Here is a 22,201-nt window from a genome sequence, read left to right on the forward strand (position 1 = left end):
TAACCCGCAAGTGCGCCCTTTCGGGCGCGATATGGCTCAAGCCTTACCGGTAATTTTTCGGTATTTCTCCATCAACTGCTCTTCAGTTTCCGGATGGGCTTCGTCCAGCGGAATGCAGTCTACCGGGCAAACCTGCTGGCATTGTGGTTCGTCATAGTGGCCGACGCACTGGGTGCACAGGTTTGGGTCGATCACGTAGATCTCTTCGCCCTGGGAGATGGCGGCGTTCGGGCACTCGGGTTCGCAGACGTCGCAGTTGATGCAATCGTCGGTGATGATCAGGGACATTGGGGGCTCCTGCCGGGGGCTGTCGGCCCAGGCATCTGAAAACTAATGCACACAATTGTGCCGCATTGACGAGCGCAGTGCACGCGGGGGCGATGGAGGGCAAAAAACGTCCGGGTCGGGCGCGGACGTTTTTCGGTCGTTATTTCTTGAAACGCTGGGTCAGGGCGTCGGCCACGATAGGGTGGACGAACTTGGTGATATCGCCGCCCAGGGCTGCAATTTCACGGACCAGCGTCGAAGAAATAAACGAATAACGCTCGGAGGGCGTGAGGAACAGGCTTTCGACATCCGGGGCCAACTGGCGGTTCATGTTGGCCAGCTGGAACTCGTATTCGAAGTCCGACACGGCGCGCAAACCACGCAGGAACACGTTGGCATTCTGCTCTTTGGCGAAGTGCGCCAACAGCGTCGAAAAGCCGACGACTTCGACGTTCGGCAGATGCTTGGTGACCTCGCGAGCCAGTTCCACGCGCTGTTCCAGGGGGAACAGCGGGTTTTTCTTCGGGCTGGCGGCGACGGCGATGATCACGTGGTCGAACAGGCGCGAGGCGCGTTCGACCAGATCGCCATGGCCCTTGGTAATAGGGTCGAAGGTACCTGGGTACAACACTCGGTTCATCGCGTCGTCCTGGCGGGAATCCGTTGGGGAGTCGGATGGTATCGCAGCATTCCCGGTCGGCCAAGCCACCTTTGCGGTAAGAAAGCACTATAGACGCTGCGAATAATCGATTTTTTCATGCGCTTTTCAAACGCTCCGCCAGTGCGCTGGCCAATTGTGCGGTCAGCCCATAGACCGACAATTGTGGGTTGGCACCAATGCTGGTGGGGAACAGCGAGCCGTCGTGAATCGACAGGTTGCTCAGTTGATGGTGACGGCCAAGGCTGTCGGTGACGGCGTTTTTCGGGTTTTCACCCATGGCGCAGCCGCCCATCACATGGGCGCTGCCCAGGCGGGTGCGGTACAGCTCAAGGCTCAGGCCGTCGATCATGGTGCGGGCTTCGGCCAGGGTTTTCACGTAGCGCGCGTCGGCGTGCATGGGCATGACGGCCTTTGCGCCCCCAGCGAACTGGATCTCGGCCATGCTGTGAAACGCCCGGCGCAGGCCGTCCCAGGCATAGTCCGACACCTGGTAGTCGAGCACGGGTGTGTTATCGCCACGCAATTCGACGCTGCCGCCAGTGCTGTCGGGGTGAAAACCGTCGCGCATCAGCGCCAGCATCGCGTGAGTGTGCGGCAACTGGTGCATGTGTTCGGCGCTTTCGGTACCAAAGCCACCGAGCAGGGTCGCCGCCAATGCGGGGTGCAACGGTGGTACTTCCAGCTTGTAGGACATCTTGCCGGTGGTGCCGTCCTGCCACTGGAAATGGTCGGAGTAAATCGACTGCGGCGCGCCGTAGAACGGGTTGATCACGTTATCGAACAGCCCGGCGGACATGTTCACCGGGTGCAGGAAGGTGCGTTTTCCCAGGCATTCATGTGGGTCTGGCGCCCTGGAACGCAGGAGCAACGCCGGGCTGTTGATGCCGCCGCCGGCCAGCACGTAGTGGCGCGCCTTGACGGTGATGGTGCGTCCGGTCGGGGCCACGCAACGTTCGTCCATTGCTACGCACTGCAGGCTGGTGACCTTGTCGTCCTTGATCAACAGTTGCTCGGCGCGAGCCAGGTAAAGCAGTTCGCCGCCTTTTTCCAGCGTGGCGGGGATGGTGGTGACGATCATCGATTGCTTGGCATTGGTCGGGCAGCCCAGGCCGCAATAGCCCAGGTTCCAGCAGCCACGCACGTTGCGCGGGATCACGTGCCAGCTGTAGCCCAGTTGTTCACAGCCTTTCTTGATCACATCGTTGTTGGCGTTGGGTGGCACCAGCCACGGGGCGACGCCGAGGCGCTGCTCCATTTTCTCGAACCAGGGTGCCATCTCGGCCGGGCTGTGGCCTTTGACGTCATGCTCTTTGGCCCAGTGTTCCAGGGTCGGCTCGGGGGTGCGAAAACTCGAGGTCCAGTTGATCAGTGTCGTGCCGCCCACCGCGCGCCCCTGAAGGATGGTGATCGCGCCGTCCTTGCTCATGCGGCCGATGCCTTCCTGGTAGAGGTTGGTGTAGGCCTGGTCTTCCAGCATCTTGAAGTCACTGCTGGTCTTGAGCGGGCCTTCTTCAATCAGCAGCACCTTGTAACCGGCGGCGCTGAGGATTTCGGCGGTGGTGCCGCCGCCCGCACCGCTGCCGATGATGGCAATGTCGGCTTCCAGCGTCAGGTCATTGGCCAGTTGCGAGCCATTGTAGGTTTTCCAGCCGCGGGCCATGCCTTCGCGGAACGGGTCGGGTACGGGCATCTGGGACTCTCTTTTTATTTTAAGTAGTGTAGTGAGGCAGGCAGCCTCATCACAGGCGAACCACGGTCTTAAACGGTGGGCGGGCCGGGATAGCCGCAATGAGCCCATGATTCGGCGCGGCTGTACCAGGCCATCATCACCAGTTGCAGGATCGAGCTGTGACCCATGCGCAACAGGCTCAATGAGCTGTTTTCCCAGCGTTGCAGGAAGCGGCGGATGTCATCGCCGCTGGCGTTCTCCCAGGCGCCCCAGATTCCGGTCAAGGGCCCGCGGGTGACGGGCATGGCGAGCACGTCGAACAACTGCTGGGTCAGCTTGAGCATTTCTGGTGACAAATGGTTGAGGCTGTCATCCAGCGATTTCAGGGTGCCTTCGAGGGCCGCAGGCATTTTCTCGGGCGCGATGGCACCGTCGAGCATCACCGGGAGCAGGGCCCGCAGAAACGGCAGGTCGCTGCTGCGCAGTACCGCAAAGCCGCTGGCCGGGGTGCTGGCCGAGCAACCGCTGAGGCTGGCGCCCAGGCCCGCAGTGGCGAGGAAGGCGGTAGCGCCAAGGCTGAATTTGAGCAGGCCGCGCCGTGACAGCGCGGGGGAATCGGACAGACTGGGGTTCATTATTGTTATTACCCGGCAATGAAATGTCAGCGGATGAACAGCTTCTGAATCAGCTTCTGGATGGATTTGCCGTAAGGCGGGTAAATCAGTTTCGCCGCGTTGAAGCGCTGCTTGATCAAGACACCCTTGGCCTTGCTGAAGGTCAGGAAGCCTTCATGACCATGGTAGTGGCCCATGCCTGACGCGCCGATACCGCCAAACGGCATGTCGTCCTGGGCCACATGCAGCAGGGTGTCGTTCAGGCACACACCGCCGGAATGGGTGTGCTGGAGGACGCGGTTCTGTGCGGCCTTGTCGTAGCCGAAATAGTAGAGCGCCAGCGGACGCGGCCGTTGGTTGATGTAGGCGAAGGCGTCATCCAGCGTTTTGTAGGGCACGATCGGCAGCACCGGGCCAAAGATCTCGTCCTGCATCACGGTCATGTCGTCGCTGACATTAAGCAGCAGGCTGTGGCCCATGCGCCGCCCCTGGTCCTGCTCGAACATCGGGACCAGCAACGCGCCTTTGCTGGTGGCGTCGCTGAGGTAGCCGTGCAGCCGCGCCAGTTGGCGGTCATTGATGATGGCGGTGTAGTCGGGGTTGTCCGCGAGGGTCGGGTAAAACCCGCGAACCGCCTGGCGATAGGCTTCGACAAAGGAGCCGACCCGTTCTTCAGGCACCAGCACATAGTCGGGCGCAACGCAGGTTTGTCCGGCGTTGAGGGTCTTGCCGAACGCAATACGCTCGGCGGCGTCCTTGAGCGGTACGTCGTGGGACACGATGGCCGGGGATTTGCCGCCCAGTTCCAGGGTGACGGGTGTCAGGTGTTCGGCCGCGGCCCGCATCACGTGTTTGCCGATGCTGGTGGCCCCGGTAAACAACAGATGGTCGAACGGCAGGCGGGAGAAGGCGATGCCCATGTCCGCTTCACCCAGGACCACGCACACCAGGTCTTCGGGGAACACTTTGGCCAGCAAGGTCTTGAGCAGGGCGCCTGTGGCGGGCGTGGACTCGCTGAGCTTGAGCATCACCCGGTTGCCGGCCGACAGGGCGCCGACCAGCGGCCCGATGGCCAGGTACAGCGGATAGTTCCACGGTACGATGATCCCGATCACCCCCAGTGGCTGATAGACCACCTTGGCCTTGGCCGGCTGAAACGCGGCACCGACCTTGCGCGGGGAGGCTTTCATCCAGCCTTTGAGGTGTTTGCTGGCGTAGTGGATGCAGTGCAGGCTCGGCATCAGTTCGGCGAGCAGGGTTTCATCCGCGCTGCGGTTGCTGAAATCCTGGCTGATCGCCTCGATCAGGGCCTGGCGTTCGTCACTCAACAGGTCGCGCAGGGCTTTGAGCCACTGCTGGCGCTGAGCCGCTGGCGGCATCGGGTTGGCCGCGTATGCCTGACGCTGGGCGGTAAACAGGTCGTTAAGCTCGCTCAAGGCCTGCTGGGCGTTTTGCAGGTAGGCAATGTCGGCGGTCATGGTGGCTCCGATTATTGTTAGACTGGAGAAGTTTTTAGAGTCTATGCTCTAAAATGTCAAATGACTACCTCGGGAAGCGATGATTTATCCGTCGACGGATAGGTCGTAAGATGCCCATCAACGCACTTTGAATTAAAGCCCAAGCCATGGCCCCACGGATAAAAACCAGCGAGCGCATCGTGCAGAACAGCCTTGAGCTGTTCAATCAGCAGGGCGAACGCAGCGTCAGCACCAACCATATTGCCGCGCACATGGAGATTTCTCCGGGCAACCTGTACTACCACTTCCCCAACAAGCAGGCGATCATCGCCGTGTTATTCAGTGAGTACGAGGCGCTGGTCGAAAGCTTCCTGCGCCCGCCCCAGGGCCGTGCGGCCACGGTTGCGGACAAGCGCTTCTATTTGCAGGCGTTGCTGGCGGCCATGTGGCGGTACCGGTTCCTGCACCGTGACCTGGAACACCTGCTCGACAACGATGCCGAGCTGGCAGCCCGCTACCGGCGCTTCTCCCAGCGCTGCCTGATCCAGGGCACGGCGATCTACGCAGGCTTTGTCGAAGCCGGGATCCTGCGCATGGACAAGGTGCAGATCGAATCCCTGACGCTCAATGCCTGGATCATCCTGACCTCCTGGGTGCGCTTTTTGTGCACGACCCGGGAAAATTCCAGCCACCTGAGCGAGCAAGCCATCAAGCGTGGCGTTTATCAGGTCCTGGTGCTGGAAGCCGGGTTTGTCACCGAGCAGGCCCGCGAAGAGGTCAGTGCTTTATTCGAGGAGTTTTACGTGCCATTGGCCCAGGCCCTCGAAGAAGTGCAGTAGCATCGAACTCAGACTTACTCACAGGAGCTCGCCATGTTCATCGCGCAACTGATCAGCCCTACTGCCCTGGAACAGAAAAAAGACCAGGCCGGGCTGGTGATACTGGATTGTCGTTTTGCCCTCGAAGACCCGGATTACGGCCAGCGCAGCTATGCCGAAGGGCATATCGCCGGTGCCGTGTTCGCCGATCTGGAGCGCGACCTCAGTGGCCCGGTGATCAAGGGCGTGACCGGCCGCCACCCGTTGCCTGCGGCGCAGTCGCTGATCGAGCGCCTGCAAGCCTGGGGCATCAGCAATGACAGTGAAGTGGTGCTGTATGACGACGGCCCCGGCGCCTTTGCCGCGCGGGCCTGGTGGTTGCTGGCGTGGCTGGGCAAGCGCGACGGCGTGTTCATCCTGGATGGCGGCCTCAAGGCCTGGCACATCGCGGGCCTGCCGCTGAGCCTGGATGCGCCGACCAGGATCCGTGGCACTTTCCAAGGCGTGCCGGACACGACCTTGCTGCTCAGTGCCGAGAAACTGCAACAGCGCCTCGGGCAACCTGCCCTGACGTTGCTCGACGCCCGTGGGCTGCCGCGTTTTCGTGGCGAGGTCGAGCCCATCGACCCGGTTGCCGGGCATATTCCGGGGGCTCAATGTGCGGCGTTCACCGACAACCTGGGCGCGGATGGGCGCTTCCTGCCTGCCGACCAACTCAAGCAGCGCTTTGCCGAAAAGCTGGGTGACCGCTCGCCCACCGAATTGGTGGCGTACTGCGGTTCCGGGGTGACGGCCTGCCACAACCTGTTCGCCTTGTGCCTGGCCGGCTACCCGCTGGGGGCACTGTATGCTGGTTCGTGGAGCGAGTGGATCACGGACCCCGCGCGCGCGATTGCCACCGGCGACTGAGACGTCAGACCGGCCACTGTCCGAGGTCGATTCAGTTTCGGCCAGGGGCCGGTAGCCAGAAATGGATCGGCTCGCCCGGATTAACCTTGTCCGCGAGCCGATTGAACCAGCCAATCGGGAATGCGTCGCTCCAGGTAGTAACCGGGCGTGCGCAGCGTGCCATCGACAAAGCCGACATGCCCACCCTTGGTCTGCAGTTCAAATTGCGTGCAGGCCGACAGTTCGCTGGACACCGGCAAGCTGTAGGGAAAGACAAACGGATCGTCAGCCGCCTGGATGATCAGCGTCGGCGTGCGGATTTCACCGAGGAAATAGCGGCTGGAGGCACGGCGGTAGTAGTCGTGCGCGTCTTCGAAGCCATGCAGCGGCGCGGTCACTCGGCCATCGAAATCCCAGAAGGTGCGCATGTTGTCCAGCGAGCCCAGTTGGGCCAGTGTCGCCAGGCCCTCGTGACGGCCGTCGAGGAGGAACTGTCGCTCTTTGATCTTGATGTAGGCCAGCATCTCGCGCATGAAGTGCGCTTGGTAGACCTTGGAAAAGCCCTGGCCGATACGGTCTGCGCACTGGTCCAGGCGAAACGGCACCGAGACTGCCACGGCGCCCTGTAACTGGCTGTCACTGCCGGTTTCGCCCAGATGCTTGAGCAGCACGTTGCCCCCCAGTGAGTAGCCGACCGCGTACAGCGGCGCTAACGGGCGTGTCGCGCGCAGGTGATTGATCGCCGCCGCGAGGTCTTCGCTGACACCGGAGTGATAGCTGCGTGGCAACCGGTTCGGTTCGCCCGAACAGCCACGCCAGTTCAGCGCGACGCTGGCCCAGCCCCGGGCGGACAAGGCTTTTTGCAGGCCGGCGACGTAGGGTGAGTTCGACGACCCGGTCAGCCCATGCAGCACCAGCACCAAGGGCGTTTCAGCGCTGTGCGGTCCGTGCCAGTCGAGATCCAGGAAATCGCCGTCATCCAGCCACAGGCGTTCGCGTTGTCGGTCCAGGTGCGTGGTTTTACGCCACAGCGGCCCCCACAAGGTTTGCAGGTGCGGGTTGCCGAGGCCGAAGGCGGGGGTGAAGCGGTTTGGCGGTGTAGGCACGGTTGTACTCGATGCAGCGGTGCGCAACCTGTGCGCACCGGTTTCAAGCCGGTCGGTTAACCGGCGATCTCTGCCAGACGATGCCACAACGCGTAGTAGACCCGCCCGGATTTTTGCTCGCGGTGCAGGCGCCAGGCTCCCGGCAGGCCGAGCGTCGAAGGCGCGTTTTCGCTTTCCGTGTAGATCCACGCATTGTCGGCCAGCCATTGCCGCTCTTCCAGCAGGGTACACACGGCGGGTAGCAGGTTCTGGTTGAACGGCGGGTCCAGGAACACCAGGTCGTAGGCACTGGCCGGTTGGGTTTCCAGGTAGCGCAGGGCGTCGGCGGTTTGCACCTGGCCGACGGTGCAGCGCAGGGTGCCCAAATGCTCTTTCAGGCTGGAAACCGCCAGGCTGCTGGCATCCAGTGCCTGGCCCATGGCTGCGCCACGGGACAGGGCTTCGAGAAACAGCGCGCCGCTGCCGGCGAACGGGTCAAGCACCTTGGCCCCGGCCACGTAGGGCGCGAGCCAGTTGAACAGGGTTTCGCGCACGCGGTCTGGCGTCGGGCGCAAGCCCGGGGCGTCCGGGAAGCTCAGGCGACGGCTGCGCCACTCGCCGCCGATGATGCGCAATTGGTTCACGCCGTTGTGGACGTTGTGAGCGGGTTTCTTGGGACGCGATGGACTGGCCATTAATGCTCCGGAACCCCGAGCGGCTGCTCGGAAGGTTTGTCAGTAGGGGCCGGTAACGGCTTTTGCGGCACGGTAGGGCCAACGGTGACGATGACCATTTTATCCATGCTCAGGTGTTTATTCATGGCGGCGGTGACCTGTTCGACGGTCAGGTTCTGCGACTGCCGCATGAAATCCTCAAGGTAGGTCAGCGGCAAGTCGTAGAAGCCCATGGCACCCAGTTGGCCGACAATATCGGCGTTGCTGGCAGTGGACAGCGGGAAGCTACCGGCCAGTTCACGCTTGGCATCGTCGAGCTCTTTCGGGGTCGGACCCGTTTTAAGGTAGTCGGTCATGACGTCCTGTACCAGCTTGAGCGTGCCTTCGCTCATTTCGGCGCGGGTTTGCAGGTTGATCATGAACGGACCGCGGGCCTGCATCGGCGAGAAGCCCGAGTAGACGCCATAGGTCAGGCCGCGTTTTTCACGGACTTCGCTCATCAGCCGGGTGCCAAAACCACCGCCACCCAGAATCTGGTTGCCCATGGAGACGGCCGCGTAGTCCGGATCGTCACGGTCGATGCCCAATTGGGCGAGCATCAGGTTGGTCTGCTTGGACGGAAACTCGACGCGGCTGGTGCCGGGCTTGGGCTCCACTGGTTGCTCGATCTTGGCCAGCGCCGGGCCTTTGGGCAGGGCGGCGGAGACCTGGGCGGCAATCGCTTGCGCCTCGCTGCGCGACAGGTCGCCGACCAGCGCGATCACCACGTTGCCCGCTGCATAGGCTTTGGCGTGGAAGGCTTTGAGTTGTGCCAGGGTAATTTGAGGAATGCTCAGCGCATTGCCGTCGCTGGAGTGGGCATACGGATGCTGGCCGTACAGACGACGCATCAGTTCCAGGCTCGCCACTTTTGCCGAGTTCTGCTTCTGGTATTCGAAGCCCGCGAGCATCTGGTTCTTGATCCGTGCCAGCGAGTCGGCCGGGAGCGTCGGTTTGCCCACCACTTCAGCGAACAGCTTGAGGGCGGGTTCGCGTTTGTCTACCGCGCTCAGGCTGCGCAGCGAGGCAACCGCCATGTCCTTGTAGGCACCATTGCCAAAGTCGGCACCCAGGCCTTCGAAACCCTCGGCGATCTGGCTGACATCCTTGCCGGCAACGCCTTCGTTGAGCATGGCGTTGGTCAGCATCGCCAGCCCTGGCTTGTCGCCGTCCTGGCTGCTGCCGGCGGCGAAAATCAGGCGCATGTCGAACATTGGCAGTTCGGGGGCGGCCACGAACAGTACTTTTGCACCCTCGGCGGTGGTCCAGGTCTGAACGTCCAGCGTGCGATGGCTCGGCGCCTTGCCGTTGAGTTCCGCCAGCGATTGCAGCTTCTGGCTGGACTTGGCCTTGTCGAAGGCTTCGCTGGCCAAGGACTCATCGGTCCTGGAGAAATAGAAGGCGGCAGAGCCGATCAGGGCGACGGCGATCAGGCCGATCAGCGCCCGGCGCGTTGGTTTACGCTCACTCATGAGTCGTCTCCTGTGGCAGAACATGGGCGACGCTGAGACGTTCGCGGGTGAAATAGAGTCGGGCAGCTTTCTGGATGTCTTGCGGGGTCACGCTTTCCAGTTCGGCGAGTTCGCTGTCCATCAGTTTCCAGGACAGGCCGACGGTCTCCAGTTGGCCGATGGCGGTGGCCTGGCTGGTAATCGAGTCTCGCTCGTAGACCAGGCCGGCAATCACTTGGGCCCGCACGCGCTCCAGCTCTTCAGCGGACGGCTCCGTGGTCTTGAGCTGCTCCAGCAGTTTCCACAGGCCGGCTTCAGCCTGGGCCATGGTTTTGTGTTTCTGGGTGTTGGGGGTCGCCGACAGGGTGAAGAGGCTGTCGCCGCGGGTATAGGCGTCATAGCTCGACGAGCCACCCGACACCAGTTCTTCGCCGCGTTCCAGTTGGGTCGGGATGCGCCCACTGTAGCCGCCATCCAGCAGGGCCGCGATCAGTCGCAGGGCGTTCACCGAGCGTTTGTCTTCGGTGGTGGCGATGCTTGGCACGTTGAAGCCCAGCATCAGGGCCGGCAGTTGGGTCTGCACTTTCAGGGTAATCAAACGCTCGCCGGGCTCGGCCAGCTCTCGCGGAATCTTGGCCGGTGGCACGTCGCGCTTGGCGATCGGCCCGAAGTAGCGCTGTGCCAAGGCTTTGACTTCGTCCGGGGTCACGTCGCCGACCACCACCAGTGTGGCGTTGTTCGGTGCGTACCAGGATTCATACCAGTGGCGCAGCTCTTCAACCTTCATGCGGTCCAGGTCGGCCATCCAGCCGATGGTCGGCGTGTGGTAGCCGCTGGCCGGGAAGGCCATGGCCTTGAAGCGCTCGAAGGCCTTGGACATCGGCTTGTCGTCGGTGCGCAGGCGACGTTCTTCCTTGATCACTTCGATCTCGCGGCTGAACTCGTCGGCCGGCAGGCGCAGGGTGGCCATGCGGTCGGCCTCCAGTTCAAACGCCACGCCCAGGCGATCACGGGCCAGCACCTGGTAGTACGCGGTGTAGTCATCGCTGGTGAAGGCGTTTTCTTCGGCGCCCAGGTCGCGCAGGATCAACGATGCTTCGCCGGGGCCGACTTTCTCGCTGCCCTTGAACATCATGTGTTCCAGTGCGTGGGACAAGCCGGTCTGGCCGGGGGTTTCGTAGCTGGAGCCGACCTTGTACCAGACCTGGGAAACCACCACCGGGGCCCGGTGGTCTTCGCGCACGACGACCTTGAGGCCGTTGTCGAGGGTGAATTCGTGGGTCGGTTGAGGGTCGGCAGCCAAAGCCGAAAGGGGCAGACAAACTGTGCTGAGCAGCAGGCCTGCGGCGCGGCGGGCTAGAGCATTCATTCGTTTTTAAACCTGTTGGGCTGCCCGCTTGGTCTTAGCGTCGGCGGGCTAGAGGGTGCTAGGATACTGATCCGATTTAACGGCGGCCACGCCTATCAGGCCTTTGATCGGTCGGTAGGTTGTATGGGTTTATGGAAGAAGCTTTGGGTTTATCAGCTAAACTCTGCGTTTTCGCCGACGATGCCGCTGCAGTCCTTCGTGTTAGTCGACCTTTGAGGTGCCGTTGGGCACTTCGACAAAATGTTGCGCGTGAACAAGCTGGGTCAAACGCAGTCTGTTCTGCATCGAATATTCAATTGCCGAGGCGCCACATTGGCGCGTCGCTACCGTGAGATAGCCGTCCTCCATGTTTGGTTCCAACGACGACAAGAAGAACCCAGCTGCGGCTGGCGAGAAGAAAAGCCTGTTCGGATGGCTGCGCAAAAAGCCGCAGGAACCCGTCGTCGAACAGCCACAGGCGCTTCCCGAGGTTGCGCCCGAGCCGGTTGTCAACGCCGCGCCGGTTGCCGAAGCACCGGCTCCCGTGGTGGTACCGCCGGTCGAGCCGGTACTGCAGCCGGTCGTCGAACCGCAACCTGAGGTGGTGATCAAACTGCCGCCTGTCGCCGAAGTCGCGCATAAGCCATGGTTGACCCTGCCCGTACCGGAAGAGCCGGTTGCGTTGGTCGAAGACGAGCAAGCGCCCCATGTCACGCCACCGATTCCCGCGCCGACCGTGGTCCAGCAAGCCGTAGAACTGTTGGTGGGCGAGCCGAAGTCGCTGGTCGAACCGACGCTCGAGCCGCTGGAAGTTGAAGAGCCTGACCTGCCACAGCCGATCATCGCCGCGTTTGTGGCGCCAGAGCCTGTGCCAACCCCGGCTCCAGCTCCAATCCCGGTTGTAACCCCAACCCCGATCACTGTCGTGCCAACTCCGGCCCCAGTGACCTCGCCGGCCCCGATCGCCGCCGAGCCTGCACCAATGCCGGTTGCAGCGGTCGCCGCGGAACAGGAAGCGCCTCAACCTGCGCGCACTGAAGAGGCCAAGGCCGGCTTTTTTGCCCGCCTCAAGCAAGGTTTGTCAAAAACCAGCGCCAGCATCGGCGAGGGCATGGCCAGCCTGTTCCTGGGCAAAAAGATCATCGATGACGAGCTGCTCGAAGACATCGAGACCCGCTTGCTGACCGCTGACGTGGGGGTCGAGGCGACCTCGGTGATCATCCAGCGGCTGACCCAGAAGGTTGCGCGCAAGGAGCTGGCCGATGCCGACGCTCTGTACAAATCCCTCCAGGCCGAGCTGGCTGAGATGCTCAAGCCGGTCGAGCAGCCGCTGAAGATCGTGGCGCAGAACAAGCCGTTCGTGATTCTGGTGGTTGGCGTCAATGGCGCCGGCAAGACCACCACCATCGGCAAACTGGCGAAGAAGCTGCAACTCGAAGGCAAGAAAGTCATGCTCGCGGCGGGCGACACCTTCCGTGCCGCGGCAGTCGAGCAGTTGCAGGTCTGGGGCGAGCGCAACAAGATCCCGGTGATCGCCCAGCACACAGGCGCCGACTCGGCTTCGGTGATCTTCGATGCCGTGCAGGCCGCCAAGGCGCGCAACATTGATGTCTTGATCGCCGACACCGCCGGTCGCCTGCACACCAAAGACAACCTGATGGAAGAGCTGAAGAAGGTTCGCCGGGTGATCGGCAAGCTCGACGCCGACGCACCGCACGAGGTGTTGCTGGTGCTCGACGCCGGTACCGGCCAGAACGCCATCAACCAGGCTAAGCAATTCAACCAGACGGTCGAGCTGACAGGCCTGGCCCTGACCAAGCTCGATGGCACGGCCAAGGGTGGGGTGATTTTCGCCCTGGCCAAGCAGTTTGGCCTGCCGATTCGCTACATTGGTGTCGGTGAAGGCATCGACGATTTGCGTACCTTTGAAGCAGAACCCTTTGTCCAGGCACTGTTTGCCGAGCGGGAGCGTTAATGATTCGTTTCGAACAGGTCGGTAAGCGCTACCCGAACGGTCACGTCGGCTTGCATGAGCTGAGCTTTCGAGTCCGTCGTGGCGAGTTTTTGTTTGTAACCGGTCACTCCGGGGCCGGTAAAAGTACCCTGTTGCGACTGTTGCTCGCCATGGAGCGCCCAACCTCAGGCAAGCTGCTGCTGGCCGGGCAGGACCTGTCGACCATCAGCAACGCGCAAATCCCGTTCCTGCGTCGGCAGATCGGCGTGGTGTTCCAGAACCACCAGTTGCTGTTCGACCGCACGGTGTTCAACAACGTCGCCTTGCCGTTGCAGATCCTGGGCTTGTCCAAGGCGGAGATCGCCAAGCGCGTGGACTCGGCCCTGGAGCGTGTGGCGTTGTCGGACAAGACCGACCTGTACCCGGGTGACCTGTCTACCGGTCAGCAACAGCGTGTCGGCATCGCCCGCGCCATCGTCCATCGCCCGGCCCTGCTGCTGGCGGATGAACCGACCGGTAACCTCGATCCGCGGCTGGCGGCGGAAATCATGGGTGTCTTTGAAGACATCAACCGTCTGGGCACCAGCGTATTGATCGCCAGTCACGACCTGGCGCTGATTGCCCGCATGCGTCATCGCATGCTGACCTTGCAACGTGGCCGATTGATCGGCGACGGGGAGGCCGCGGTATGAGTGCTACCCGTAGTCCGAAGGTTTCCGAGCGAGTGGCCCCGAAGGCCGCCGATCCGCAACCGCAAAAGAATAACCGCGATGAAGACGATGGCCCGGATTTCAAGACCTTGCTGCATGCCTGGATTGAAAGCCATCGCGCCAGCCTGCTCGACAGCCTGCGTCGCCTGGGCAAGCAGCCGATTGGCAGCTTCTTCACCTGCCTGGTGATGGCGGTTGCCCTGAGTTTGCCGATGGGTCTGTCACTTTTGCTGAATAACGTCGAGCGCCTGGGCGGCTCCTGGCAGCGTGCGGCGCAGATCTCGCTGTACCTGCAACTCGACGCCAGCGCCAGCGAAGGCGAGCAACTGCGCGAGCAGATCAATGCCCTGCCAGGCGTGGCCGAGGCCGAGTACATCGGTCGCGAGCAGGCGCTGGAAGAGTTCCAGCAGCAGTCGGGACTGGGTGAAGCGCTCAAGGAGCTGCCGGAAAACCCGCTGCCTGGCGTGGTGCTGGTGACGCCGAAGGAGGTCGACAAAGCGGCGCTTGAAGCATTAAGACAAAGACTTTCCGAGTTGCCGAAGGTACAGCAGGCGCAACTTGATCTAGTCTGGGTCGAGCGTTTGGCGGCGATACTCAAGCTGGGCGAGCGGTTTGTCTTCGGTCTGACCGTGTTGCTGGTTTCTGCATTACTTTTGGTGATAGGCAATACCATTCGTCTTCATATTGAAAACCGCCGCACCGAGATAGAAGTGATTAAACTGGTCGGCGGCACTGACAGCTATGTGCGTAGGCCCTTTCTGTATATGGGGGCGCTGTATGGCTTCGGCGCGGGGATCCTTTCCTGGGGTGTCCTGGCATTCGGCCTCAACTGGCTGAATGACGCGGTAACAGGGTTGGCTGGCCTGTACGGCAGTAATTTCGCACTGGCCGGGGTGCCGGCAGCCGATGGTCTGTCTCTCTTGCTAGGTGCGGTGTTGTTGGGGTATATCGGTGCGTGGATTGCGGTGGCACGCCATTTGAGAGAGCTTGCCCCGAAGTAGTGTCTTTTTGCTTGTATGTCCTTTCAGCGTGTAGGGGAACTTGTCCTTCGGTTTCCGGTCAATTTTCGCAGTGCTGAACTGCACGAGTTATGTGAGTCGGAGGTTTTTTCGTATGACCACTTCTTTGCAACCTGCTTATGCTCTGGTCCCAGGCGCGAACCTGGAGGCTTATGTGCACACGGTGAACAGCATTCCATTGCTGACACCGGAGCAGGAGCGTGAACTGGCCGAGAGTCTCTACTATGAGCAGGATTTGGGGGCGGCTCGGCAGATGGTGCTCGCCCACCTGCGTTTTGTTGTACATATTGCCCGCAGCTATTCCGGCTACGGCCTGGCCCAGGCTGACCTGATCCAGGAAGGCAACGTTGGCCTGATGAAGGCGGTCAAGCGCTTCAACCCGGAGATGGGTGTGCGCCTGGTGTCTTTTGCCGTGCACTGGATCAAGGCGGAGATCCACGAATTCATCCTGCGCAACTGGCGCATCGTGAAAGTCGCAACCACCAAGGCCCAGCGCAAACTGTTCTTCAACCTGCGCAGCCAGAAAAAACGCCTGGCATGGCTGAACAACGATGAAGTCCATCGCGTGGCTGAAAGCCTCGGCGTGGAGCCGCGGGAAGTGCGCGAGATGGAAAGCCGGCTGACCGGCCACGACATGGCGTTTGACCCGGCTGCCGAAGCGGATGACGACAGCGCATTCCAGTCGCCGGCCAACTATCTGGAAGACCATCGGTACGACCCGGCGCGTCAACTGGAAGATGCCGACTGGAGCGACAACTCCACCAGCAACCTGCATGAGGCACTGGACGTGCTGGACGACCGCAGCCGCGACATTCTCTACCAGCGCTGGCTGGCCGAAGAGAAAGCCACGCTGCACGACCTGGCGCAGAAGTACAACGTGTCGGCCGAGCGTATCCGTCAGCTTGAAAAGAGCGCGATGAACAAGCTCAAGCTGTCGATTGCCGCGTAACTTTCTTGCTGGCAATAAAAAACGCCCTGATCACTGATCGGGGCGTTTTCGTTTGTGGTACCTGATCGTAATCGGCAGAAAGGACTTATTGAGACCACGGTGCCCGGCGCGAATCGTTGAGCCCCAGCAGGTAACTGTCCCCACCCAGTTGACTCATCTGTCGCCGAATCCAGCCGGCACGGCGTGCGACATAACTGCTTGGATGGCTGGCGCTCCAGACCCGTGGGTTGGGCAGTACCGCAGCCAGCAGGCTGGCTTGCTGGCGGCTCAGTGAGCGGGCGCTGACGCCAAAGTGATGCCGTGCGGCAGCTTCGGCGCCAAACACGCCCTCATCCCATTCCACGCTGTTGAGGTACACCTCGAGAATCCGCTGCTTGGGCCAGAAGATTTCGATCAGCGCGGTAAACCAGGCTTCCAGGCCCTTGCGCAGCCAGCTGCGACCCGACCACAGGAACAGGTTCTTGGACACTTGCTGGCTCAGGGTACTGGCGCCGCGGATCGAACCACCGCGTTCGTTGTGGGCAAAGGCGGCCTGTATGGCGCCAAAGTCAAAGCCCCAGTGCTCGGGAAACTTCTGGTCTTCGCCGGCCATGACCGCGACCTTCAGGTCGTCGGAGATGTTGTCCCACGGCTCCCAGTCACGTTGCAGGTCAATGGGTTCGCCGTCGAACCAGGATTCGATCTTGCGCTCGACCATCAGTGTGGTCCCCGGTGGCGGGACAAAACGGAACACCAGCACCAGCAATACGCTGCCGCCCACGAACCAGAGCAGGACTTTCGTGAAGCGTTGGAGAAATATACGCAGCATAGAGATGGCTTGGCCGAACCCGTCGAGCCGGCCATTATACAGACCCTGCCCGATGAATCTGACTGGAGTTCCTCATGCTGCGTGGCTTTTTGATGCTGGCTGCTTTCTTCGGTTTTACCGGCGTCGCCCTGGGCGCATTTGCCGCCCATGGCCTCAAGGGCCGCCTGAGCAGCGAATACCTGGCAATCTTTCATACCGGCGTCACCTATCAGTTGGTACACACCCTGGCGTTGCTGGGTGTCGCACTGCTGGCCACGCAGATTCCCGGACGGTTGATCACGTGGGCGGGTGTCTCGTTTGCCCTCGGAATCCTGTTGTTTTCCGGCAGCCTGTACCTGCTGACGCTTACGGGTGTCGGCAAGCTGGGCATCGTCACGCCCTTCGGTGGCCTGGCCTTCCTGGCTGGCTGGGTTTGCCTGGGGCTTGCCGCCTGGCGCCTGGGCTGACTTGCGAGTCCATTTCAAGACGAATGGCTTGGGTCGGCCTGACTGATCGGGCTAGAATGCTGGCCCCTAAAAATGATGGCGGCATCCGGCATGCGCATTCAGTTGAACGGCGAATCCCTTGAACTGCCCGACGGTGAAACCGTTGCGGCCCTGCTGACCCGTCTGGACCTGACCGGACGCCGGGTGGCGGTCGAACTCAACCTGGATATCGTCCCGCGCAGTCAGCATGCAGACACCGCGTTGAACGACGGCGACAACGTCGAAGTGGTGCACGCCATCGGCGGCGGCTAGCCGCCAAACACTGTGAAAACTGCTGCGCTCGGAAATACTGCGTTAAAAACAGGCTCGGAATGCTCATTTACAACCCGTAAACTCCGCTTCCTCGCCTGTTTTTGCCTTGTCTTTCCTTCGCTCGCGACGTTTTCACAGCGTTTGGTTTATAAGGAATTCTGCAAGTACCTCACCCCTATAGAGGATTTCCCATGAGCATCGTTCGCAGCGACAAGCCTTTCGTCCTGGCCGGTCGTACTTACCAGTCGCGTTTGCTGGTCGGTACCGGCAAGTACCGTGACATGGAAGAAACCCGCCTGGCCATCGAAGCCTCGGGTGCCGAGATCGTCACCTTCGCCGTGCGCCGCACCAACCTTGGCCAGATCGAGGGCGAGCCGAACCTGCTCGAAGTGCTGTCGCCGGATCGCTACACCTTCCTGCCGAACACCGCCGGTTGCTACGACGCCATCGAAGCCGTGCGCACCTGCCGCCTGGCCCGTGAGCTGCTCGATGGCCATAACCTGGTGAAGCTGGAAGTGCTGGCTGACCAGAAAACCCTGTTCCCCAACGTGATCGAAACCCTCAAGGCCGCCGAAACGCTGGTCAAGGAAGGCTTCGACGTGATGGTTTACACCAGTGATGATCCGATCATCGCCCGTCAACTGGCGGAAATCGGCTGTATCGCGGTGATGCCGCTGGCCGGTCTGATCGGCTCCGGTCTGGGGATCTGCAACCCGTACAACCTGCAGATCATCCTGGAAGAAGCCAAGATTCCGGTGCTGGTGGATGCTGGTGTCGGTACTGCTTCCGACGCCACCATCGCCATGGAACTGGGTTGTGATGCCGTGCTGATGAACTCGGCCATTGCCCACGCCCAGCAGCCGGTCATGATGGCGCAAGCCATGAAACACGCCATTGTGGCAGGTCGCCTGGCCTACCTCGCCGGGCGTATGCCAAAAAAACTCTATGCCAGCGCCTCCTCGCCGCTGGATGGTCTGATCAAGTAAGAGCCATTGATGACTGAATCGAACGACACGCCAATCCAGACGGAAGAAGGCGAAGAGCGCCAACACCGCCGTATCAAGAGTTTCGTGATGCGCGCCGGGCGCATGACCGAAGGCCAGCAAAAAGGCCTGGAGCAGGGCACGCCGCTGTTCGTCCTGCCACTGGCCGATGCGCCGGTGGATTTTGACCAGGTGTTCGGTCGCTCGGCACCGCGCTCGCTGGAAATCGGCTTCGGCATGGGCCATTCGCTGCTGGAAATGGCCGCGGCTTCGCCGGACCAGGACTTCATTGGCGTTGAAGTACACCGTCCGGGTGTCGGCGCGCTGCTCAATGGCGTGCTGACACAAGGCCTGACCAACCTGCGGGTCTACGATTGCGATGCGATCGAAGTGCTCAACCGTTGCGTGGCCGACAACAGCCTGGATCGCCTGATGCTGTTTTTCCCGGACCCGTGGCACAAGAGCCGTCACCACAAGCGCCGTATCGTTCAGGCGTCGTTCGCTGAGCTGGTGCGCAGCAAGTTGAAGGTTGGCGGTGTGCTGCACATGGCCACTGACTGGGAACCGTACGCTGAGTACATGCTGGAAGTGATGAACGTCGCGCCGGGGTATCGCAACCTGGCCGAAGACGGCAAATGCGTACCGCGCCCGGCCGAACGCCCGATCACCAAGTTCGAACGCCGTGGCGAACGGCTTGGGCACGGGGTGTGGGATCTGAAGTTCGAAAAACAGTCGTAGGAGCGAGCTTGCTCGCGAAAAACTACAAAGCAGCGCGGGGCTTCAGATGCCCCGCGTTTTCGTTAACAATCATCGCGAGCAAGCTCGCTCCTACAGTGGATTTGTATAGGGCGCAGGGTCAGCGGCGGTCGGCTACGACGCCGATCAACACCAATACCACCAACAACACCGGTGCCAGGCTGTAGTTGTTGAACTGACTCAAGCCCTTGACGATCAAGGGCGTGGCGTAGATCAGGGCTGCACCGCTGCCGATCACGCACAGCAGGGCCATCATCGGCACGCGCAAGGCGCCCGCGATGTTGCCCAGGCGTTGCTCGACCCAGCCTTTGAAGTCCGCGCCAAACAGCACCAGCAAACACCCCACCAATGCCAGAGCGATTTCTGACAGATTTCCGCGACTCCAGCGAGATACGGTGGCGAGCAGGTCGAGTACCAAATCCATTCGATTTCCTTATGTCAGAAAGTTCTGCAACAAGTCATTGAGGAACAGTTGTCCGCGCATCGTCGCCGCCAGACGTGACGGTTCGACCTGCAACAAGCCACTTTGTTCGGCCTCTCGCCGGCCTTCGGCAAGGCTTTCCAGGGTCAGCCCGGTGCGCTCCGGATACAGTCGCGCCTCCACACCCTCGGTCAGGCGCAGGGCGTTCATCAGGAACTCGAACGGCAACTCGTCATTGGTCAGGGCTTTCTCGCCCGCCTGGAAGCTCTTGGCCGGGTTGAGGTAGTCCTTGGGCAGGCGAGTCTTCCAGGTGCGCACGATGCGCCCGTCCGGATGGCTGAGCTTGCCGTGGGCGCCGGCACCGATGCCGATGAAGTCGCCGAAACTCCAGTAGTTGAGGTTATGCCGCGCCGCGCGACCGGATTGGGCGTAGGCCGAGACTTCGTACTGCGCATAACCGTGTTCGGCTAACAGCGCCTGGCCAGCCTCCTGAATGTCCCACAGGGTGTCGTCTTCCGGCAGCGTCGGCGGCTGGTTCCAGAACACCGTGTTCGGCTCCAGTGTCAGCTGATACCAGGACAGGTGGGTCGGGTTCAGGGCGATGGCCTGGCGCAGGTCGCCCAGGGCGTCCTCCAGGGACTGGTCGGGCAAGCCGTGCATCAAGTCCAGGTTGAAGTTGTCGAACCCGGCCTGACGGGCCATGCCGGCGGCACGCACCGCTTCGTCGCCGTTGTGGATTCGTCCCAGGGCCTTGAGTTTCTCTTGCTGGAAACTCTGGATGCCAATCGACAAGCGATTGATGCCCAGCGCTCGATAGGCGACGAACTTCTCTTGTTCGAAGGTGCCCGGGTTGGCTTCCAGGGTGATTTCGATGTCGCTGGCGAACGGGATGCGTTGCTCCACGCCTTTGAGCAGTCGGCCCAGCGCCTGGGCACTGAACAGGCTGGGCGTGCCGCCGCCGAAGAAGATCGAGCTCAGTTCGCGGCCATACACGGCATGCAGGTCCTGGTCGAGGTCGGCCAGCAGGGCGTCGACATACTCTTCTTCCGGCAGCACTACGCTTGCGGTGTGGGAGTTGAAGTCGCAATAAGGGCATTTGCGTACGCACCACGGGATGTGGATGTACAGCGCCAGGGGCGGCAGTGTTGGCAGCGCGGCCCGAGACGAGGGTGCGGCGCCGCCGAAGATCAGCGGCGACGCGGTGGGGTCGTGGGTCATTTCAGGCTCAGGCGTTGGCGCAGCAATTCCATTGCGCGGGCGCGGTGGCTGAGCTGGTTCTTCTCGGTCGGGCCCAGTTCGGCGCTGGAGCAGTCGCGCTCCGGGACCCAGAACAGCGGGTCGTAGCCAAAGCCGTGTTCGCCGCTGGCCTGGGTCAGGATGCGCCCGTGCCACAGGCCTTCGCAGAGAATCGGCAGCGGGTCATCGGCGTGACGCACCAGCGCCAACACACAGACGAACTGCGCGCCGCGCTCGGTTTCAGGCACATCCTTGAGCGCATCGAGCAGCTTGGCATTGTTGGCCGCATCGCCCTGGCCGTCGGCATAGCGCGCCGAGTAGATGCCCGGCGCACCACCGAGGAAGTCCACCGCCAGCCCCGAATCGTCGGCCAGCGCCGGCAAGCCGGAAATACGTGCCGCGTTACGGGCCTTGAGGATGGCATTCTCGACGAACGACAGGCCGGTCTCTTCAGGCTCGACGCTGCTGAACTCGCCGATCGAGCGCAGGTGCACCGAGTCGCCGAGCATGGCCTGGAGTTCCTTGAGTTTGCCGGCGTTGTGGCTGGCCAGTACGAGTTGCGTGAAGTTGATCATTGGCCAGGGAAGAGCTCTTGGTTGAAATTGATGGTGTTGATTTTGTCGCCGGTCTGCACCTTGATGTCAAAGGTGCGGGTTTCCTGCTGGTCCACCGGGTACTGAGCGATGTAGTAGACCGCGCCTTGTTCGGTGATCTGCTTGAACTTCAGCGTCACGCTCTGGCTGGTCAGGTCTTTCACGGTGCCGGTGACGTTGGCGATCATCGGCTTGCCGTCCTTGATCACCGAGACGTTGATCACACCCTGGTTCTTGCTGCGGACCAGTTCGGCGCCTTTGGCGATGTCGGGTGTCAGGTAGGTGGAGTTGAAGGTGTTGTAGTGCACCGTCACGTCACCGAAGGTTTCCTGGCGCTCGCCTTTGATGACGTCGGCTGCCATGGCGCTGACGCTCAGGCAGGCTGTAACTAGAAAAAGAGCTAGACGCCCCATGATCGTTCTCCTCGAAATGTCCGGATTAAACCGCTACCTGGTGATCCTGCAGGCCAGGACTGCTGACGCGGTAGATGCCAATCTCACCTAATAGATTAGGCCATAGCTTACTGGCCCACCCGTGGCGGTGTTGTTGATCGACGGCAAGCCGATCGATAACGCGGGCTTCCCGTTCGCGACACAGGGCTTCAAAGTCTTCGAACGTGCAGAAGTGGATGTTCGGCGTGTTGTACCAGGTGTACGGTAAAAACTCCGAAACCGGCATCCGGCCCTTGCTCGCCAGGTACCAGCGGCAGCGCCAGTGACCGAAGTTGGGGAAGGTGATGATGCACTGGCGGCCGACCCGCAGCATCTCGTCGAGGATCTTGTCCGGGTAATGCACGGCTTGCAGGGCCTGGGTCATGACCACGATGTCGAAACTGTTGCTGGCAAAGTTGCCCAGGCCCTTGTCCAGGTCCTGTTCGATGACGTTGATGCCCTTGGCGATGCACTCGGCAATGTTGTCCGGGTCGTTTTCCAGGCCGTAGCCGGTGACTTGCTTGTGGTCGCGCAGCCAGGTCAGCAGCTCGCCATCACCGCAACCGAGGTCGAGCACGCGGCTGCCGGCGGGGATCCATTCCTGGATGATTTCCAGATCAGCTCTCATGGCTT

The 22,201-nt window shown here is 61.6% G+C and carries 25 protein-coding genes; 10 read left to right on the forward strand and 15 right to left on the reverse strand.

Annotated features, from left to right (window positions below):
- Positions 1-36 precede the first annotated feature (36 nt).
- The 5 genes from CKW07_RS16670 to CKW07_RS16690 form a co-directional block, all read right to left on the reverse strand.
- Complete coding sequence (locus CKW07_RS16670) at positions 37-288, reverse strand: YfhL family 4Fe-4S dicluster ferredoxin (RefSeq protein WP_003195146.1); 252 nt, start codon at positions 286-288, stop codon at positions 37-39.
- A gap of 139 nt (positions 289-427) precedes the next feature.
- The gene (coaD, locus tag CKW07_RS16675; protein WP_095146036.1) at positions 428-907 is read right to left on the reverse strand and encodes a pantetheine-phosphate adenylyltransferase; all 480 of its coding nucleotides are present in this window, start codon (positions 905-907) and stop codon (positions 428-430) included.
- A 115-nt stretch (positions 908-1,022) separates the two neighbouring features.
- Entirely contained in the window at positions 1,023-2,618 is a 1,596-nt protein-coding gene (locus tag CKW07_RS16680) for a GMC family oxidoreductase (RefSeq protein ID WP_095146038.1), read from the reverse strand.
- A 68-nt stretch (positions 2,619-2,686) separates the two neighbouring features.
- The gene (locus tag CKW07_RS16685; RefSeq protein WP_095146040.1) at positions 2,687-3,232 is read right to left on the reverse strand and encodes a twin-arginine translocation pathway signal protein; all 546 of its coding nucleotides are present in this window, start codon (positions 3,230-3,232) and stop codon (positions 2,687-2,689) included.
- A gap of 26 nt (positions 3,233-3,258) precedes the next feature.
- Positions 3,259-4,689, reverse strand: a complete 1,431-nt coding sequence (locus tag CKW07_RS16690; protein WP_095146042.1) for a coniferyl aldehyde dehydrogenase — start codon at positions 4,687-4,689, stop codon at positions 3,259-3,261.
- A 146-nt stretch (positions 4,690-4,835) separates the two neighbouring features.
- Here CKW07_RS16690 and CKW07_RS16695 point away from each other — a divergent pair, with 146 nt between their 5' ends.
- Positions 4,836-5,507, forward strand: a complete 672-nt coding sequence (locus CKW07_RS16695) for a TetR/AcrR family transcriptional regulator (protein ID WP_095081587.1) — start codon at positions 4,836-4,838, stop codon at positions 5,505-5,507.
- A 33-nt stretch (positions 5,508-5,540) separates the two neighbouring features.
- Positions 5,541-6,395, forward strand: a complete 855-nt coding sequence (locus CKW07_RS16700) for a sulfurtransferase (RefSeq protein WP_095146044.1) — start codon at positions 5,541-5,543, stop codon at positions 6,393-6,395.
- A gap of 80 nt (positions 6,396-6,475) precedes the next feature.
- On the opposite strand, the gene CKW07_RS16705 is transcribed toward CKW07_RS16700, so the two are convergent.
- Genes CKW07_RS16705 through CKW07_RS16720 form a run of 4 tightly spaced genes read right to left on the reverse strand, consistent with a single transcriptional unit; the run spans position 6,476 to position 10,992 of the window.
- Positions 6,476-7,480 carry a hydrolase gene (locus CKW07_RS16705; protein ID WP_095146046.1) on the reverse strand — a complete coding sequence of 335 codons (1,005 nt, stop codon included), beginning with the start codon at positions 7,478-7,480 and terminating at the stop codon, positions 6,476-6,478.
- Between the two features lie 56 nt (positions 7,481-7,536).
- The gene (gene rsmD, locus CKW07_RS16710) at positions 7,537-8,154 is read right to left on the reverse strand and encodes a 16S rRNA (guanine(966)-N(2))-methyltransferase RsmD (RefSeq protein WP_095146048.1); all 618 of its coding nucleotides are present in this window, start codon (positions 8,152-8,154) and stop codon (positions 7,537-7,539) included.
- Positions 8,154-9,644: a pitrilysin family protein gene (locus tag CKW07_RS16715; protein WP_095146050.1), complete on the reverse strand. Its 1,491-nt coding sequence runs from the start codon at positions 9,642-9,644 to the stop codon at positions 8,154-8,156. Before CKW07_RS16715 ends, rsmD begins: the two co-directional genes overlap by 1 nt.
- Entirely contained in the window at positions 9,637-10,992 is a 1,356-nt protein-coding gene (locus CKW07_RS16720; protein WP_095146051.1) for a pitrilysin family protein, read from the reverse strand. Before CKW07_RS16720 ends, CKW07_RS16715 begins: the two co-directional genes overlap by 8 nt.
- Positions 10,993-11,338: 346 nt before the next feature.
- Between CKW07_RS16720 and ftsY the strand changes: the two genes are divergently transcribed.
- The 4 genes from ftsY (at position 11,339) to rpoH (ending at position 15,603) form a co-directional block, all read left to right on the forward strand.
- Entirely contained in the window at positions 11,339-12,946 is a 1,608-nt protein-coding gene (gene ftsY, locus CKW07_RS16730; protein WP_095146053.1) for a signal recognition particle-docking protein FtsY, read from the forward strand.
- Positions 12,946-13,617 (forward strand): cell division ATP-binding protein FtsE, encoded by a 672-nt coding sequence (gene ftsE / locus CKW07_RS16735; RefSeq protein ID WP_007975383.1) that lies wholly within the window; start codon positions 12,946-12,948, stop codon positions 13,615-13,617. The genes ftsY and ftsE overlap by 1 nt, the downstream gene beginning before the upstream one ends.
- On the forward strand, positions 13,614-14,636 hold the full coding sequence (gene ftsX, locus CKW07_RS16740) for a permease-like cell division protein FtsX (RefSeq protein WP_095146055.1): 1,023 nt from the start codon (positions 13,614-13,616) through the stop codon (positions 14,634-14,636). Before ftsE ends, ftsX begins: the two co-directional genes overlap by 4 nt.
- 112 nt (positions 14,637-14,748) lie before the next feature.
- On the forward strand, positions 14,749-15,603 hold the full coding sequence (gene rpoH / locus CKW07_RS16745; protein WP_095146057.1) for an RNA polymerase sigma factor RpoH: 855 nt from the start codon (positions 14,749-14,751) through the stop codon (positions 15,601-15,603).
- An 85-nt stretch (positions 15,604-15,688) separates the two neighbouring features.
- On the opposite strand, the gene mtgA is transcribed toward rpoH, so the two are convergent.
- Complete coding sequence (gene mtgA, locus CKW07_RS16750; protein WP_095146059.1) at positions 15,689-16,411, reverse strand: monofunctional biosynthetic peptidoglycan transglycosylase; 723 nt, start codon at positions 16,409-16,411, stop codon at positions 15,689-15,691.
- A 74-nt stretch (positions 16,412-16,485) separates the two neighbouring features.
- Between mtgA and CKW07_RS16755 the strand changes: the two genes are divergently transcribed.
- The 4 genes from CKW07_RS16755 to trmB all read left to right on the forward strand — a co-directional run bounded on the left by CKW07_RS16755 (position 16,486) and on the right by trmB (position 18,869).
- Positions 16,486-16,857, forward strand: a complete 372-nt coding sequence (locus tag CKW07_RS16755) for a DUF423 domain-containing protein (protein WP_095081545.1) — start codon at positions 16,486-16,488, stop codon at positions 16,855-16,857.
- A 90-nt stretch (positions 16,858-16,947) separates the two neighbouring features.
- The gene (thiS, locus tag CKW07_RS16760; RefSeq protein ID WP_162184594.1) at positions 16,948-17,148 is read left to right on the forward strand and encodes a sulfur carrier protein ThiS; all 201 of its coding nucleotides are present in this window, start codon (positions 16,948-16,950) and stop codon (positions 17,146-17,148) included.
- A gap of 191 nt (positions 17,149-17,339) precedes the next feature.
- On the forward strand, positions 17,340-18,134 hold the full coding sequence (locus CKW07_RS16765) for a thiazole synthase (RefSeq protein ID WP_095146061.1): 795 nt from the start codon (positions 17,340-17,342) through the stop codon (positions 18,132-18,134).
- Positions 18,135-18,143: 9 nt separating this feature from the next.
- Positions 18,144-18,869, forward strand: coding sequence for a tRNA (guanosine(46)-N7)-methyltransferase TrmB (gene trmB / locus CKW07_RS16770; RefSeq protein ID WP_095146062.1), 726 nt, complete (start codon positions 18,144-18,146; stop codon positions 18,867-18,869).
- A 118-nt stretch (positions 18,870-18,987) separates the two neighbouring features.
- On the opposite strand, the gene CKW07_RS16775 is transcribed toward trmB, so the two are convergent.
- The 5 genes from CKW07_RS16775 to metW are packed head-to-tail and all read right to left on the reverse strand — an operon-like array spanning position 18,988 to position 22,196.
- A complete protein-coding gene (locus CKW07_RS16775) occupies positions 18,988-19,311 on the reverse strand; it encodes a DUF3392 domain-containing protein (protein ID WP_095081541.1) in 324 nt (107 codons plus the stop codon).
- A gap of 9 nt (positions 19,312-19,320) precedes the next feature.
- Positions 19,321-20,526, reverse strand: a complete 1,206-nt coding sequence (hemW, locus tag CKW07_RS16780) for a radical SAM family heme chaperone HemW (RefSeq protein ID WP_095146064.1) — start codon at positions 20,524-20,526, stop codon at positions 19,321-19,323.
- Complete coding sequence (rdgB, locus tag CKW07_RS16785; RefSeq protein ID WP_095146066.1) at positions 20,523-21,119, reverse strand: RdgB/HAM1 family non-canonical purine NTP pyrophosphatase; 597 nt, start codon at positions 21,117-21,119, stop codon at positions 20,523-20,525. Before rdgB ends, hemW begins: the two co-directional genes overlap by 4 nt.
- Positions 21,116-21,550 carry a DUF4426 domain-containing protein gene (locus tag CKW07_RS16790; RefSeq protein WP_095146068.1) on the reverse strand — a complete coding sequence of 145 codons (435 nt, stop codon included), beginning with the start codon at positions 21,548-21,550 and terminating at the stop codon, positions 21,116-21,118. The genes rdgB and CKW07_RS16790 overlap by 4 nt, the downstream gene beginning before the upstream one ends.
- Positions 21,551-21,575: 25 nt before the next feature.
- Positions 21,576-22,196, reverse strand: coding sequence for a methionine biosynthesis protein MetW (gene metW / locus CKW07_RS16795; RefSeq protein WP_095081535.1), 621 nt, complete (start codon positions 22,194-22,196; stop codon positions 21,576-21,578).
- Positions 22,197-22,201 lie beyond the last annotated feature (5 nt).

The sequence above is a fragment of the Pseudomonas sp. Irchel s3b6 genome, from assembly GCF_900187415.1.
In the GTDB taxonomy this organism is placed as follows: domain Bacteria; phylum Pseudomonadota; class Gammaproteobacteria; order Pseudomonadales; family Pseudomonadaceae; genus Aquipseudomonas.